General features: G+C 66.4%; 15 protein-coding genes. 7 read left to right on the top strand and 8 right to left on the bottom strand.

Annotated features, from left to right (window positions below; genetic code table 11):
• Positions 1-55: 55 nt before the first annotated feature.
• The 6 genes from PQR02_RS05765 to gtdA form a co-directional block, all read right to left on the bottom strand.
• A complete protein-coding gene (locus PQR02_RS05765) occupies positions 56-289 on the bottom strand; it encodes a nucleotidyl cyclase domain-containing protein (RefSeq protein WP_408226765.1) in 234 nt (77 codons plus the stop codon).
• A gap of 301 nt (positions 290-590) precedes the next feature.
• Positions 591-1958 (bottom strand): MFS transporter, encoded by a 1368-nt coding sequence (locus tag PQR02_RS05760; RefSeq protein WP_408226762.1) that lies wholly within the window; start codon positions 1956-1958, stop codon positions 591-593.
• A gap of 51 nt (positions 1959-2009) precedes the next feature.
• The gene (locus tag PQR02_RS05755; protein WP_408226760.1) at positions 2010-3230 is read right to left on the bottom strand and encodes a 3-hydroxybenzoate 6-monooxygenase; all 1221 of its coding nucleotides are present in this window, start codon (positions 3228-3230) and stop codon (positions 2010-2012) included.
• Between the two features lie 22 nt (positions 3231-3252).
• Complete coding sequence (maiA, locus tag PQR02_RS05750; protein ID WP_408226757.1) at positions 3253-3903, bottom strand: maleylacetoacetate isomerase; 651 nt, start codon at positions 3901-3903, stop codon at positions 3253-3255.
• Positions 3904-3925: 22 nt separating this feature from the next.
• Positions 3926-4624: a fumarylacetoacetate hydrolase family protein gene (locus tag PQR02_RS05745; RefSeq protein WP_408226753.1), complete on the bottom strand. Its 699-nt coding sequence runs from the start codon at positions 4622-4624 to the stop codon at positions 3926-3928.
• A gap of 122 nt (positions 4625-4746) precedes the next feature.
• On the bottom strand, positions 4747-5793 hold the full coding sequence (gene gtdA / locus PQR02_RS05740) for a gentisate 1,2-dioxygenase (protein ID WP_408226750.1): 1047 nt from the start codon (positions 5791-5793) through the stop codon (positions 4747-4749).
• 150 nt (positions 5794-5943) lie between these two features.
• Between gtdA and PQR02_RS05735 the strand changes: the two genes are divergently transcribed.
• Positions 5944-6888 (top strand): LysR substrate-binding domain-containing protein, encoded by a 945-nt coding sequence (locus PQR02_RS05735; RefSeq protein WP_408226747.1) that lies wholly within the window; start codon positions 5944-5946, stop codon positions 6886-6888.
• Between the two features lie 164 nt (positions 6889-7052).
• On the opposite strand, the gene PQR02_RS05730 is transcribed toward PQR02_RS05735, so the two are convergent.
• Positions 7053-7202 (bottom strand): hypothetical protein, encoded by a 150-nt coding sequence (locus PQR02_RS05730; protein ID WP_408226745.1) that lies wholly within the window; start codon positions 7200-7202, stop codon positions 7053-7055.
• A gap of 46 nt (positions 7203-7248) precedes the next feature.
• Between PQR02_RS05730 and PQR02_RS05725 the strand changes: the two genes are divergently transcribed.
• Together PQR02_RS05725 and PQR02_RS05720 are read left to right on the top strand one after the other, a co-directional pair.
• The gene (locus PQR02_RS05725; protein WP_408226742.1) at positions 7249-7461 is read left to right on the top strand and encodes a cytochrome c oxidase assembly protein; all 213 of its coding nucleotides are present in this window, start codon (positions 7249-7251) and stop codon (positions 7459-7461) included.
• Positions 7458-7970, top strand: coding sequence for a CopD family protein (locus PQR02_RS05720; protein ID WP_408226739.1), 513 nt, complete (start codon positions 7458-7460; stop codon positions 7968-7970). The genes PQR02_RS05725 and PQR02_RS05720 overlap by 4 nt, the downstream gene beginning before the upstream one ends.
• On the opposite strand, the gene PQR02_RS05715 is transcribed toward PQR02_RS05720, so the two are convergent.
• The gene (locus PQR02_RS05715) at positions 7934-8446 is read right to left on the bottom strand and encodes a DUF2231 domain-containing protein (protein WP_408226736.1); all 513 of its coding nucleotides are present in this window, start codon (positions 8444-8446) and stop codon (positions 7934-7936) included. The genes PQR02_RS05720 and PQR02_RS05715 overlap by 37 nt on opposite strands.
• A 21-nt stretch (positions 8447-8467) precedes the next feature.
• Here PQR02_RS05715 and coxB point away from each other — a divergent pair, with 21 nt between their 5' ends.
• The 4 genes from coxB to PQR02_RS05695 all read left to right on the top strand — a co-directional run bounded on the left by coxB (position 8468) and on the right by PQR02_RS05695 (position 13463).
• Entirely contained in the window at positions 8468-9184 is a 717-nt protein-coding gene (gene coxB / locus PQR02_RS05710) for a cytochrome c oxidase subunit II (RefSeq protein WP_408226733.1), read from the top strand.
• Positions 9181-11718, top strand: a complete 2538-nt coding sequence (ctaD, locus tag PQR02_RS05705; protein ID WP_408226730.1) for a cytochrome c oxidase subunit I — start codon at positions 9181-9183, stop codon at positions 11716-11718. The genes coxB and ctaD overlap by 4 nt, the downstream gene beginning before the upstream one ends.
• Positions 11715-12053, top strand: coding sequence for a hypothetical protein (locus PQR02_RS05700; protein WP_408226727.1), 339 nt, complete (start codon positions 11715-11717; stop codon positions 12051-12053). The genes ctaD and PQR02_RS05700 overlap by 4 nt, the downstream gene beginning before the upstream one ends.
• A gap of 84 nt (positions 12054-12137) precedes the next feature.
• Positions 12138-13463: a ferredoxin reductase family protein gene (locus PQR02_RS05695; protein WP_408226724.1), complete on the top strand. Its 1326-nt coding sequence runs from the start codon at positions 12138-12140 to the stop codon at positions 13461-13463.
• The last annotated feature ends 88 nt before the right edge of the window (positions 13464-13551 follow it).

Genomic DNA, 13551 nt, shown 5'->3' with positions numbered 1-13551 from the left:
GCCAAATGTTTATGCCCGCCGTGTGAATACAGGTAAAAAATTCGCTTGATGGACTTTACGCGGCCGCCATCACGCGGTCGCGGCCCGAAGCCTTGGCCGCGTACAGCGCGCCGTCGGCACGGGCCATCAGTTGGGCGAGCGATTCGTCGCGCCGCCGTTCGTCCACGCCGACACTGAACGTGTATCGCAACCCGCGCGGCAACTCGGCCGGCGCGAGCGCCGCGAGCCTGCCGCGCTCGCGATCCAGCAGCGCGACCGCTTCGGCGGTCGTGGTCGCGGGGCACAGCACGCCGAATCGCGACCGCTTCGCTCGGCAATGCCTATGAATATCGCGAGTGGCTCGCCGCGGTGTATGTGCGATACAGCTTCAGCAAGCAGATGGGCTCGCAGCCGTTCCCGCCGACTCCGCTGAGTTCGCCTTATCTGTCGTTGTCGAACTAACGGATGGTGTCGTGCCTGGGCGGCGGTGGCGCGCTGCTGGAGCCACCGCCAGGCAAGATCGAAGATGCACGAACCGGTGCCGCGCGGCGGCGCCTGAGATTCAGCACGGCGCGCGGTCCTTCGGCCATGCGCTTCAAAAACGCGGCGCGCTAGGTGACCGAACGAGGTTCGCTCAGCACCACAGGGTCGCCGAGCGGCAACGCCTTCGACCTGGTCAGCCCCAGCGCCATCATCGACACCCCCGCGACAATCGCCGGCGCACCCACGAGCAGAAACAGCGCCGGCATCGTCAGCCCCATCGCCAGCATCGTGCCGCCCGCGAGCGACCCCGCCACCGAGCCCATGCGGCCTATACCATTGGCCCAGCTCACGCCGGTCGCGCGGCAATCGGTCGGATAGAACGCGGCCGACAGCGCATTCGCGCCGACCTGCGAGCCCGAGATGCAGAACCCCGCGCAAAACACCGCCACCGCCGCCAGCCAGGGCGTGGCCGCGAGGCTGCCGATCGCCGCGACGAACAGCCCCGCCGCCGCATAGCTGCCCGCCAGCACGTAGTGCGGATTGATGCGGTCCATCAGCCAGCCCAGCACGATCGCGCCGAGCGTTCCGCCGACCTGGAACATCGCGGTGACCAGCGCCGCCGTTTGCAGCGACACGCCGTTCGCGCGCAGCAAAGTCGGCAGCCAGCTCGACAACAGATAGATCACCAGCAGACTCATGAAAAACGTCAGCCACATCAGCAAGGTGCCGCGCAGCAGATCGCGCCTGAACAACTGCCCGACCGGCGAGCCGTTTGCCTTGCCGTGCGCTGCCGTGAACGTGGCAAGCGAGAGGTCTTCGTCCGGCGCGATGCGCGCGAGCACCCGCGCCACCTGCTGCGGCTCCTTGCCGAGCGCCACGAGATAGCGCACCGACTCGGGCAGCCGCCACGCGAGGATCGGCAGCAGCAACAGCGGAGCGACGCCGCCGGTCAGCAGGACCGCGCGCCAGCCATAGCGCTCCATCAGCGCGGCCGCGACGAAGCCGCCGAGCGCCGAGCCTACGGTAAAGCCGCAAAACATCGTGGTCACGAGGAAAGAGCGGCGCGACGCGGGGCAGTATTCCGAGGTCAGCGTGATGGCGTTGGGCATCGCGCCGCCCAGACCGAGGCCGGTCAGAAAGCGCAACGCAATCAGTTCAGCCGGCGTGCCGGCCCACGCCGACACCACGCTCGCGAGGCCGAAGCCCAGCACGCACAAGAGCAGCAGCCGCTTGCGGCCGAGCCGGTCGCCGAACGGACCGAACAGCAGCGCACCGGCCATCAAGCCGGCCAGGCCCGCGCCGAAGATAGGCGCGAGCTGCGTGGGAGCGAGCTGCCACTGCGCGCGGATCGCCGGTGCGATGAAGCCGATCGCCGCGGTATCGAAACCGTCGATCGCGACGATCAGAAAGCACAACACGACGATCGCCATTTGAAAAGGCGACACGCGGTTGCGGTCGATCAGCTCCGTGACATTGACGGGCGTGCGGGTTTTCATGGGGTGTCTCCTCCAGCTATGAATGTTTGTTATCCGGCCATCGCCGACTCCTCAGGCCACGCCCTTCAGGCAGTCCTCGGCGCGCCAGCCATGCAGCCATTGCAACGCGTCGTAGAACTGCTCCTGCGTGCGTCCCACCCACAGCGAGTTGCGCACCTGGCGCTCGACGCCCTTCGCGTGATAGATCCTTCCCATCTCGCGCGCCGAGTACAGCACGCGCGCGGTGCGCGGAATCCGCGCCTTCTCGTACAGCGCGAACGCGGCTTCGAAGTCGCCGTCGGCCGCCGCTATGGCCGCGCCTAGCGTGACAGCGTCCTCGAGTGCCTGACAGGCGCCTTGGGCCAGGTATTGCGTCATCGGATGCGCCGCGTCGCCGAGCACCGTCGCGCGGCCGAAGCTCCAGCGTTCGACGGGATCGCGATCGGCGGTGGCCCAGCGCTTCCAGGAAGTCGGGCGGTCGAGCATCTGATGCGGCAGCGGGTGAATGCCTTCGAAATACGACAGCACTTCCTCCTTGCTGCCTTCGCGCACGCCCCACTGCTCCTGTTCGCGGCTGTGGAACGTGACGACGAGGTTGTACTGCTGGCCGCCGCGCAGCGGGTAATGCACCAGGTGGCAATGCGGACCGGCCCACACCACCGGCGCGTTGATGCGCAGATCGGCGGGCATGTTCTGCACCTCGACTACCGCGCGATACACCACATGCCCGGTCACATGAGGCTCATCGCCGATCAGCGTCTGACGGACCGCCGACTTCACGCCGTCGCAGCCGATCGCGGCATCCGCGCGATAGCGCTCGCCGTGCTGATCGGTGACCGTGACGCCGCTGTCGTCCTGGTCGAGCGAGCGCACCTGCGTGTTGGTGCGGAACTGGATCAGCGGATGATCCCGCACCGCCTCCAGGATCGACAGATGGATGTCGGCGCGATGGATCACCGCATACGGATTGCCGAAGCGCTGACGGTATGGCGCGCCGACGTCGATATGGGCGATCTCGCTGGCGTCGATCGCGTCCATCAGATTCAGGCTGTCGGTGAACACCGCGCGGCCGCGGGCCGCGTCGCCGACGCCCAGCGCGTCGAGCGCATTGAACGCATTCGCGGCGAGCTGGATGCCCGCGCCGATCTCGCCGATCTCCGGCGCCTGCTCCAGCAACTGCACGCCGATGCCTTGCCGCGCCAGCGCGAGCGCCGCCGCCAGCCCGCCGATGCCGCCGCCGACCACGATCACGCGGCGGGTCTCCTTACGTGTCTCTTGATGTGTCTCACTCATGACTCTTGTCTCCTGTACTGCGTCAGACGCGGTAGTCCGGCTGGCGCTGCGGTTGCGCGAGTTCGAACGCGGGGTGTTCGAGCGCGTGCCGGTAAACGGCGAGGCTGCGGGGATAGGCGCTCAGATCGCAACCCATTCTTTGCGCATTGGCGATCTGCGGCACGAGGCAGCAATCCGCGAGCGTCGGCTGTGCGCCGAAGCACCACGGGCCTTCCGCGTTCCAAGCGTCGCGTGTCAGCAGACGCTCGACGGCCGCCATCCCCTCTGCGACCCAGTGCCGATACCACGCGTCTTTCTGTTCGGCCGATGCGCCGAGCACGTCCTGCACATAGCGCAGCACGCGCAGGTTGTTCACCGGATGGATGTCGCAACTGATCAGGTACGAAAGCTCGAGGACGCGGGCGCGCTCGTGCGCGTCGAGCGGAATCAGACGCGGTTGCGGGTAGCGCGCATCCAGATAGTCGATGATCGCGAGCGACTGGCCGAGGTGAAACTCGCCGTCGACGAGCGCGGGCACCGACGCCGACGGATTCACGTTCGCCACGTACTGCGGCTCGCGATGCGCACCCGTGCGGATATCGACCGGCAGGTAATCGTAGGGCAGCCCCTTGAGGGCAAGCGCGATCCGCACACGGTACGACGTTGAACTATTGAAGAAGCTATGAAGCTGCACGATAAAACCTGTCAAATGAAGTTCAGACCACACGCACGGTCAATTCGCCGAGCCGTTCGACACCGACGGTCATCACGTCGCCTGTCCTGACCGCGCCGACCCCTTCCGGCGTGCCGGTGTAGATCACGTCGCCCGGTTCGAGACGGAAGAACTTCGACAGATCGGCAACCGTCTCGGCCACCGACCAGATCAGATGGGACACATCGCTCTTCTGCTTTGTGTCGCCATTGACGGTCAGCCACAAGCCGGCCTTTTCGAAGTGCCCGGCCGCGCTGGCCGGATGGATCGGACCGATCGGCGCCGAACGGTCGAACGCCTTGCCGATTTCCCACGGGCGGCCCATTTCGCGCATCTTCATCTGAAGATCGCGGCGCGTCATGTCGAGGCCGACTGCGTACCCCCACACGTGGTCGAGCGCCTGTTCCAGCGGAATGTCGGAGCCCGCCTTGCCGATCACCGCGACCAGTTCCGCTTCGTAGTGATAGTTCTGCGTCTGCGACGGGTACGCGAGTTCGAGCGTTTCGCCGTAGGCGAGCGGAACGAGCGCATCGGCCGGCTTGCAAAAGAAGAACGGCGGCTCGCGATCCGGATCGAAGCCCATTTCGCGCGCATGCGCGGCGTAGTTGCGGCCTACGCAATACACGCGGCGCGCCGCGAACAGATCACTCGTGCCGACGACGGGAATACCGACGGGCGCCTCGGGGGGGAAAATAAATGCCATGGTGTGCGACTCACTCGTGCGTAAAGGGGTGTAGGGAGATCAACGGAGAATGGGGAGCCCAGGCCGGCGCGACGTGCTCCGGGTGGTGGGTGCGCGTCGCGCGTGCGTCGTGGTTGCGTCGCCTAGCCGCGCTCTTCGCGCAGCAGGTTCAGCGCGGCCAGCACCGGCCGGTCCGAATAGCTGAACAGCACGCTTTCGCTGGCAGCGGACAACTGCACCGGCACCCACGAAGGCGCGACGAATACGTCGTGCGGCTCGAAGGAAAATTCGCTTTCACCGATGCGCGCCGTGCCCTGTCCTTCCACGACGCAGTACACCGTGGCGTCGGTGCTGCGATACGTGCGGCCCTCGAAGCCGGCCGGCAGCAGCTGCATGAAGGTCGCCATGGTCGGCATCGGCCAGCCGCCGGTGGTCGGGTTCACGTAACGCAGCTTCACGCCGTCCCACGCGTCGGGCTCGCCGTTGCGATACAGCGTGTCGAGCGCTTCGCGGCTGCGTTCATATGGATAACTGAAGATCGGCGAAGTCGGGTTCGACGCGACGTGGCGCACCGGCGCCATGTTGTGGCCGAAGCGCGCGAAACTGTCGCCTTCGGGCCGCGTGACAGGCTGCGTCGCGTGCGGATAGTTTTCCGCGAAACCGGCGTCGAGACTCGCGACGAGCGGAATATCCAGGCCATCGAGCCAGACCACCGGCTCGCCGCCCTCTTCGACCGCAGGGTTGCCGTGGTCGTGCCACGTCCACGACGGCGTGATGATGAAGTCGCCTGGATGCATGGTCGTGCGTTCGCCGTCGACCGCGGTCCACGCGCCCTTGCCCTCGACGATGAACCGCAGCGCGGACTGCGTATGGCGGTGGCTCGGCGCGATCTCGCCGGGCAGGATCAGCTGAAGCCCGGCATAGAGGCTCGGCGTCATGCTCGACTTGCCGGGCAAGCCCGGATTTTCGAGCACCAGCACCCGCCGCACCGCTTCCTCGGCGCTGATGACCGAGCCGGCCTGCATCACCAGGTCGCGCACCTGCGCATATTTCCAGATCGCGGGCCGGGCACGCGGCTGCGGCTCGCGCGGCACGAGGCTGTGAAGGGATTCCCAAAGCGGCGTCATCCGCTGGCGGGCGATCTGTTCGTAGTAGGCCGCGCGTTGCTCGCGCTGATCGTTGGCTGACATGATGTCTCCTGGGTCTGACGGCATTGGGCGCAACACCGGTCCGGTGCGATGCGTGTTATGCATGATTTATATGCCTCCTAGCTATATCCTGTAAAATAACGAATTCCTCTTATCCATATAGTTTTGGATATAGCTCAGTGAGGCCTCCCAATGGACTGGACTTACCGGCTGCGCCTGAGGCATCTGCAGGTGCTGTTGAGCCTCGCGGAGACCGGCAATCTCAGCCAGTCGGCGGCCGCGCTGAATACGACGCAGCCCGCGCTCTCGAAGTGGCTCAAGGAACTGGAAGCGGATATCGGACTCGCGCTGTTCGAGCGGCATGCGCGCGGATTGCGGCCCACTCCCCACGGGGAATCGCTGCTGGAGCACGCGCGGCGCATCGAGGCGCATCTCGACAGCGCCCGCGACGACATGCAGGCGCTGCGCGACGGCGGCAGCGGACTGGTGTCGATCGGCACCTCCGGCGTGTCGAGTGCGGACACGGTTCCGCTCGCGGTGGCGCGTCTGCTCGACCAATTGCCCCGTGCGCAAGTCCGGCTGGTCGAAAGCACGATGAATCAGCTGCTCCCGCAGTTGGCCAGAGGCGAGCTGGACATCGTGGTCGGCCGCTCGTCGCCGGAGAATACGGACCCGCAGATCCAGTGCGAGAAGCTTTACGAGGAGCCGATCCACTTCGTGTCACGGCCGCAGCACCCGTTGAGCGGCAAGGACTCGCTCGACTGGGACGACCTGCTGGCCTATCAATGGATCGTGTGGCCGAACGGCACGCCGGTGAGGAACGCGCTGGAGTCGGCGCTCGCCGCGGCGGGACAAACGCTGCCGGGCCGCTGTATCGAATCGAACTCATCGATCCTCAACATCACGCTGCTCAACCACACCGATCTCGTCGGCGTGGCGTCGCACCGGGCCGCACGCCGCTTCGTGCAATTGAACACGCTGCGGATTCTGCCGATGCAACTGTCCGGTTTCGGCTCAGTGGCGATGTACTGGCGTGCCGACAGCCTCAACCGCGCCGCCGTTGCGCTCGCGGTGGAGAGCCTGCGGGCGTGTGCGCAACCCGATGTCGGGGAAACGGAAACAGCGGCCGGCGCGTGAGGGGTCGGGCGCGGCTGAAAAGCCGTGGTTATCTGCCGAGGCGCGTGCCGCAGAGAAGCGAGGACTTCGGCGCTGACCGCTTCAACGCAAAGCGGATCGCCCTGATCTGCCCACGACAAACCCGCTGAGCCGCCGCTCTTTCGCTCCGGGCGGCAAGCCTCGCTCTAGCTTCCCGAGCCCCGCGTGCCAGTGCCGCCGGCGTTGCGTTGCCGCTGCCGCTTCTGCCGCGCACGCGCGATGCTGACGACAATCAGCACGATCGCCAGCAGCGTCAATTCGATAAACGCGGGGATCTGAATAGGATCGTGGAACATGACGGGCCCTCCGCCACGTGATCCGGCCATCTTACGCCGGTAGCGGATGCCGGACGGCATCGCGTCCGTCGAGGCTTGCTTCGCGCCCGCGCCGCTGTATGTCGTGCATTTCGCCAGCACCGCCGCGTGGGGGCTCACCCCGCTCGCCGACCAGCAACTGGCCGGGCTGCTGATGTGGGTGCTGGCGATGATCCCTTATCTCGCAGCGGGCCTCTGGATCGCCTGGTCCAGCCTGCGCGCCAGCGAGCCCGCCCTGTGACGACCCTGCTGAAGTTCATCCATCTCGCCGCGATCGCCATCTGGTCGGGCGGCCTGATCGTGCTGCCCTTTCTGTTCCGGCAGCGCCTCGGGCTCGCGCCCGGCTCCGAACTAGACCGGCTGCACCGCATCACGCGACTGGTTTATGTGGAGCTGACTTCGCCCGCCGCGTTCGTCGCGATTGCGAGCGGCACCGCGCTGATCTTCCTGCAAGCCACCTTCGTCGAATGGTTCTCCTTGAAAATGGTGCTGGTCGGCATCATGGCGATGCTGCACGTGGTGGCGGGCCTCGTGATGCTGCAACTGTTCATGCCCGATGGACACTTCAGCCGGCTGTCGTCGCTCGCGTTGACGAGCGCCTATGTGCTGGTGATCGTCGCGATCATCTGGGTCGTGCTCGCGAAGCCGCACGTCGATTCAACCCTGTTCGCCCCGCATCTGTTCGAGCCCGGCGGACTCGCCCGATGGCTGCATCACTCCTTCGGCGACACCAGAATGCCGACACCATGATCGAACACGAGCTTGCCTCCATGCCAACCGGCGAAGCCCGTCATCACCGACGCGAGCGCCGACAGCGCGAGCCCATGCGGCAGGATCTGCTCAGGATAGAAGAGACGCACGCCCCAGTTGGCGCCGGCGATCGCGACGAGCGTCATCGCGGCCACCGCGTGGGACCAGCTCGCTTCCCTGAGGCGGATGCCGCGCACGAGCAGCAGTTCGGCGGTGCCGACGAGGCTCGCGCCCACCCCGCTCCAGAACGCGAAGCCGGCCGCCCAGAGGCCCGCCCTGATCCAGAACGGATCGCCCGACCACCAGTAGATGACGTCCACGCCGAGCGTGGCGACGACGAACGCAATCGGGAAGTGCACCATCATCACGTGGATCGGATGGCCGACGAAGGCCACGGCCGAACCCGCGTCGAGCCGCAGCAACTCCAGCAGCACTTCGCTTTTCGGATGAGATGCGGACTCGTTTTTCCTTGCCATGGTTCGTACCCCTTACGTCGGATGGGTGAGCCTGCGAACCATCATAGCCGCTGGCGTCTACCGGTCCAAGCCGGATTGCTCGCGGCGCTCGCCGGCTGCGCCGGGCCGCTGTCGACGCTGGCGCCGTCCGGACCCGCCGCGGCGTCGATCGCGGGGCTGTGGTGGGTGATGCTGGCCGGCTCCGCCGTGCTGTTCGCGCTGGTGCTCGCGCTGTTCGCGCTGGTGATGCGGCAGCCGGGCTGGGGCTCGCGCGTGTCGCCCGCGCGCTGGATCGTGCTGGGCGGCCTCGTGCTGCCCGCCGTGATCCTGATCCCGCTGATCTGCTATGCGCTCCTTGCCGGCGAACGGCTGTTGCCGCTGCCGGGCCATGCACCCGCGCGCATCGACGCGGTTGCCCAGCAATGGCGCTGGATCTTCCGCTATCCGGACCAAGGCGGCCTGCAAACCCTGGACGTGTTGCATCTGCCCGCGGGCACGCCGGTCGATATCGTCGTCACCAGCGAGGACGTCGTGCACTCGTTCTGGATTCCGCGCTTCGCCGGCAAAATCGACGCGGTCCCCGGACACGCCACCCGTCTGCGCGTGCAAGCCGATCAACCCGGCCGCTACGAAGGGCAATGCAACCAGTTTTGCGGGCTGGGTCATGCAGGGATGCACTTCACGGTGATCGTCGATCGTCCGGAAGACTTTGCCGCCGCCGTCAAGCAGGCGGCCGCCAGCGTGGAGGAGAAAAAATGAGTGTGCCCGTCGAGCCGCCGTCACAGGGCACCAACGCGTTGCGGCTGCACCGCCAGCTCGCCGCGATCTGGGCCACCGGACCGGGCGTGCAACGGCTTGCCGCCGTGAACCATACGGTCCTCGGCATGCGCATGATGATCACGTCGTTCCTGTTCTTCGCGATCGCGGGCGTGCTCGGCATGCTCACGCGCGTACAGCTCGCGACGCCGCGCGCGGCCTTCATGGACGCGGAGACCTACAACCAGGTCTTCACGATGCACGGCTCGATGATGCTGTTCCTGTTCGCGATTCCGATGGTGGAGAGCTTCGCGGTCTACCTCACGCCGAAGATACTCGGCACGCGCGACTTCGCGTTTCCGCGCCTCACCGCGTACGGCTACTGGTGCTACCTGCTGGGCGGCACGATCCTGACGGTCTCGCTGATCCTGCGCGCCGCGCCCGACGGCGGCTGGTTCATGTACACGCCGCTCAGCTCGAACGTCTACACGCCGGGCATCAACGCCGACGTGTGGCTGCTCGGCATCACTTTCGTCGAGATTTCGGCGCTGTCGCTGGCAATGGAAATCGTCGTGTCGATCCTGAAGATGCGCGCGCCCGGCATGTCGCTCGACCGCATGCCGATCTTCGCGTGGTACATCCTCGTCACCGCGATGATGATGATCGTGGCGTTTCCGCCGCTGATCCTCGGCTCGATCCTGCTCGAAGTCGAGCGCGCGTTCGGCCTGCCGTTCTTCGATCCGCGGCGCGGCGGCGATCCGCTGCTGTGGCAGCATCTGTTCTGGCTGTTCGGCCACCCGGATGTCTACATCATCTTCCTGCCGATGGCGGGCGTGCTGTCGACCATCATCCCGGTGTTCGCGCGACGGCCGCTGGTCGGCTACCGGGCCATCGTCGTCGCGATCATCGCGCTGGCGTTCCTGAGCTTCGGCATCTGGGTGCACCACATGTTCACGGTGGGCATTCCGCATCTGGCGCTCGCGTTCTTCTCGGCGGGCTCGGCGATCGTCGCGGTGCCGACCGCGATCCAGTTCTTCGCGTGGCTCGCCACGCTGTCGCATGGCCGGCCGCGCTGGGACGTGCCGATGCTGTACGTGTTCGGCTTCTTCTTCGTGTTCACGGCGGGCGGGCTGACCGGCGTGATGCTCGCGATGGTGCCGTTCGACTGGCAGGCGCACGACACCTATTTCGTCGTCGCGCACATGCACTATGTGGTGGCCGGCGCGCTCGCCTTTCCGATGCTCGCCGCGTTCTACTACTGGCTGCCCTTGCTGACCGGCCGCACCGCCGTGTACAAGCTGTCGCTGCCTGCCTTCTGGCTGGTCTTCATCGGCTTCAACATGACGTTCTTCATGATGCATCTGACCGGCCTGCTCGGCATGCCGCGGCGCATCTTCACCTATCGCGGCGACGAGGGCTGGAACTGGCTCAATCTGCTGTCGTCGGTGGGCGGCTTCGTGATGACGATCGGCTTTGCGCTGGTGGCGATCGACATCGTCGTGCAACTGCGCTATGGGCGGCGCGTGCGGCGCAACCCGTGGGATTCGACCACGCTCGAATGGGCGATGCCGATTCCGCCCGCGCCCTATGCGTTCGCATCGATCCCGCGAATCGGTGACGAAACGGAAGGCGTCGCGCCCGGCAAGCTCGCGGCGCGGCTGGCGCGCGGCGACGGCTATCTCGGCTTCACACGCAATGGCTGGCAGGAGACGCTCGGCGTGCACATGACCTCGGGCGAGCCCGAGCAGCTGATCGTGCTGCCGCGCGCGACCTATTTGCCCCTCGTCACCGCGCTCGTGACCTGCGCGGCGGTGCTGGCGATGCTGTTCAAGTTCTATCTGGTGTCGCTCGCGCTCGCGTTCGTGACCTTCGGCCTGTTCATCTACGCCGGCCAGAGCGCCGGTCATGCGCGCGACTACGGACCGCTGCCGGTGGGACGAGGCGTCAGCGTGCCGCCGCATACCGAAGTGGCCGGCGCGCCGGCGTGGCTCGCGCTGATCTGCACGCTGGTCGCGAACGGCACGCTGTTCACGTCGCTGGTGTTCGGCACCTTCTATCTGTGGATCGCCGCGCCGAACTGGCCGGCCGCCGTGACGCCCGCGCCGAGCCGCCTGCTCGCGCTTGTCACGGTGGTCGCGCTGGCGGTCGCGGCGGCGGCCGCGCGCGGCTCGCTGCGCGCCGCCGCCGCGGACCGCCACCCGCATCGCTGGATTGGCGTGGCCGTGCTGGTGCTGGTCATCGCGATCGCCGCCGATGTCATGCTGATCTCCGGTGTCACGCCGCATCCGCGCGAGCACGCGCTCGGCGCGACGGCCGCCGCGCTGCTCACGTATGTCGGCATTCATGCCGGCATCGGGCTGCTGTTTCTGATCAGCAATGTGCTGCGCATCGGGGCCGGCTTCGTTTCGCCGCGACGGCTCACGGACCTGCGCCTCACGCGCTTATGGATCGACTACACGCTGGCGACGGGCATCATCGCGCTGGGCCTCGTGCTCGCGTTGCCCGCGCTGGTGGCGATGCTGGGAGCCAGGCCATGAACGGACGCACCCTTGCGCCCCGGCGCTTATGGTGGCTCGCCGTGGGCTTCAAGATCTGGTGCGTCGCGCTGGTGATCCTGTATGCGCTGCACGCGGTCGGCTGTGCGTTCGGCTGGTCCACCGGCCCGCTGCGCTTGAGCCTCGCGGTCGTGCTGCTCGTGCATCTGGTCGCGATCGGCTGGCTGTGGCGCTATCGTGCGGCCGCGATTCGCGACCCCGGTCCCGAGCGCATCAGCGCATTCATGCATACCGTCGTCATCTGGACCCTGATCGCGGCGCTGGCCGCGACTGCCATCACGTTCGGGCCCGCGCTTCTGCTGACCACGTGCATCTGACGCTCGCCGCTCGACGCGGCTGCGGCGACGGCCGGCGCCACGGTCCGCTCAAACCGCTTCGCTGCTGATACAGAGAGGGATGTCATGCAGTATCGCGATCTCGTGCGCAAGGCCGTCTGGTCCGCCATCTATCTGCTGTTCATTCTCGCGCCGCTGTTCGCGCTGCTCGCGGGCAACCTGCCGCCCGCGCGCAATTTCGGCACCGAGTTCTCAGTGGCGCTCGGCTATAGCGGCCTCGCGATGATGGGGCTGCAATTCGGCCTCACCGCGCGTTTTCGTCACGTGACCGAGCCGTGGGGCGAAGACGTCATCTATCACTTTCACCGGCGCATCTCGCTGATGGCGGTCGGCCTCGTCGTCGCGCATCCGCTGATTCTGATCGCGATCGGCTCGCCGTCGCTCGCGCTGCCCGATTCGGTGTGGGATATTCCATGGGGGGCGCGCTTCGCGGTGCTGTCGATCGGCTCGCTGATCCTGCTGGTGGTCATGGCGTTGTGGCGCCAGCAGTTGAAAATCCGTTACGAGCTGTGGCATTTGTCGCATATCGTGCTCGCGCTGGTGGCGATCGCGGCCGGCATGCTGCACATGGTCGGCTGGGGCTTTTATTTGGTCGATCCGCTCAAGCGCACGCTGTGGATCGGCATGACGATCTTCTGGATCGGCTTGCTGTTCTATGTGCGCCTGTTCAAGCCGATTTTCATGCTGAGGCGTCCTTATCGAGTGACCGAGGTGCGCACGGAACGCGGCGATACGACCACCCTCGTGATGCGGCCCGAAGGCCACGCGGGCTTCCGCTTCAAGCCCGGCCAGTTCGGTTGGCTCACGTTGTGGGCCAGCCCGTTCCGCATAACCGGGCACCCGTTTTCCTTTTCATCGAGCGCCGAGGCCGCGGGCGGCCGCGTCGAGATGACGATCCGCGAGCTCGGCGATTTCACCAGCGCGGTCAAAACGGTGGCGGCCGGGCAGCGGGTCTATCTGGACGGGCCGTATGGGGCGTTCACGATCGGCAATCCGACCGACATGCATGTGCTGATCGCGGGCGGCATCGGCATCACGCCGATGATGAGCATGATCCGCTCGCTCGCCGATCGCGGCGACGCACGCCCGCCCGTGCTGCTGTACGGCAGCAAGACGTGGGACTCGCTGACCTTCCGCGAAGAGCTGGAGACGCTGAAAATGCGGCTCGATCTGAAAGTCGTGTATGTGCTCTCGCAGCCGCCTGAAGGCTGGACCGGCGAAAGCGGGCGCATCACCGCCGAGGTGTTCAGGCGTCATCTGCCGCCCGAGTACCCCGCGCACGAGTACTTCATCTGCGGACCCGACGTGATGATGGACGCGATCGAAACCGCGCTGGGCGAGATGAAGGTGCCGCTCGCCCGTTACCATTCCGAACGCTACAGCTTCGTCTAGGAGAGTTGCGATGCGCCGATTGTTCGCCAACCGCCTGGCTGTTGCGACGGGTGTGATCGTGGTGGTGGTGTCGCTGGTGTTCGCGTTC

This window comes from Paraburkholderia sediminicola, assembly GCF_046026895.1.
Lineage (GTDB): Bacteria > Pseudomonadota > Gammaproteobacteria > Burkholderiales > Burkholderiaceae > Paraburkholderia > Paraburkholderia sediminicola_C.
This window is presented reverse-complemented; position numbering and strand designations above follow the sequence as displayed.

What these genes read in the sequence shown, in the direction of transcription:
- PQR02_RS05730 (WP_408226745.1), bottom strand. Translation starts at nt 7,202, where the DNA reads ATGTTCCACGATCCTATTCAGATCCCCGCGTTTATCGAATTGACGCTG.
- gtdA (WP_408226750.1), bottom strand. Translation starts at nt 5,793, where the DNA reads ATGTCAGCCAACGATCAGCGCGAGCAACGCGCGGCCTACTACGAACAG.
- PQR02_RS05715 (WP_408226736.1), bottom strand. Translation starts at nt 8,446, where the DNA reads ATGGCAAGGAAAAACGAGTCCGCATCTCATCCGAAAAGCGAAGTGCTG.
- PQR02_RS05745 (WP_408226753.1), bottom strand. Translation starts at nt 4,624, where the DNA reads ATGGCATTTATTTTCCCCCCCGAGGCGCCCGTCGGTATTCCCGTCGTC.
- coxB (WP_408226733.1), top strand. Translation starts at nt 8,468, where the DNA reads ATGGGTGAGCCTGCGAACCATCATAGCCGCTGGCGTCTACCGGTCCAA.
- PQR02_RS05760 (WP_408226762.1), bottom strand. Translation starts at nt 1,958, where the DNA reads ATGAAAACCCGCACGCCCGTCAATGTCACGGAGCTGATCGACCGCAAC.
- PQR02_RS05700 (WP_408226727.1), top strand. Translation starts at nt 11,715, where the DNA reads ATGAACGGACGCACCCTTGCGCCCCGGCGCTTATGGTGGCTCGCCGTG.
- PQR02_RS05755 (WP_408226760.1), bottom strand. Translation starts at nt 3,230, where the DNA reads ATGAGTGAGACACATCAAGAGACACGTAAGGAGACCCGCCGCGTGATC.
- ctaD (WP_408226730.1), top strand. Translation starts at nt 9,181, where the DNA reads ATGAGTGTGCCCGTCGAGCCGCCGTCACAGGGCACCAACGCGTTGCGG.
- PQR02_RS05735 (WP_408226747.1), top strand. Translation starts at nt 5,944, where the DNA reads ATGGACTGGACTTACCGGCTGCGCCTGAGGCATCTGCAGGTGCTGTTG.
- PQR02_RS05695 (WP_408226724.1), top strand. Translation starts at nt 12,138, where the DNA reads ATGCAGTATCGCGATCTCGTGCGCAAGGCCGTCTGGTCCGCCATCTAT.
- PQR02_RS05725 (WP_408226742.1), top strand. Translation starts at nt 7,249, where the DNA reads ATGCCGGACGGCATCGCGTCCGTCGAGGCTTGCTTCGCGCCCGCGCCG.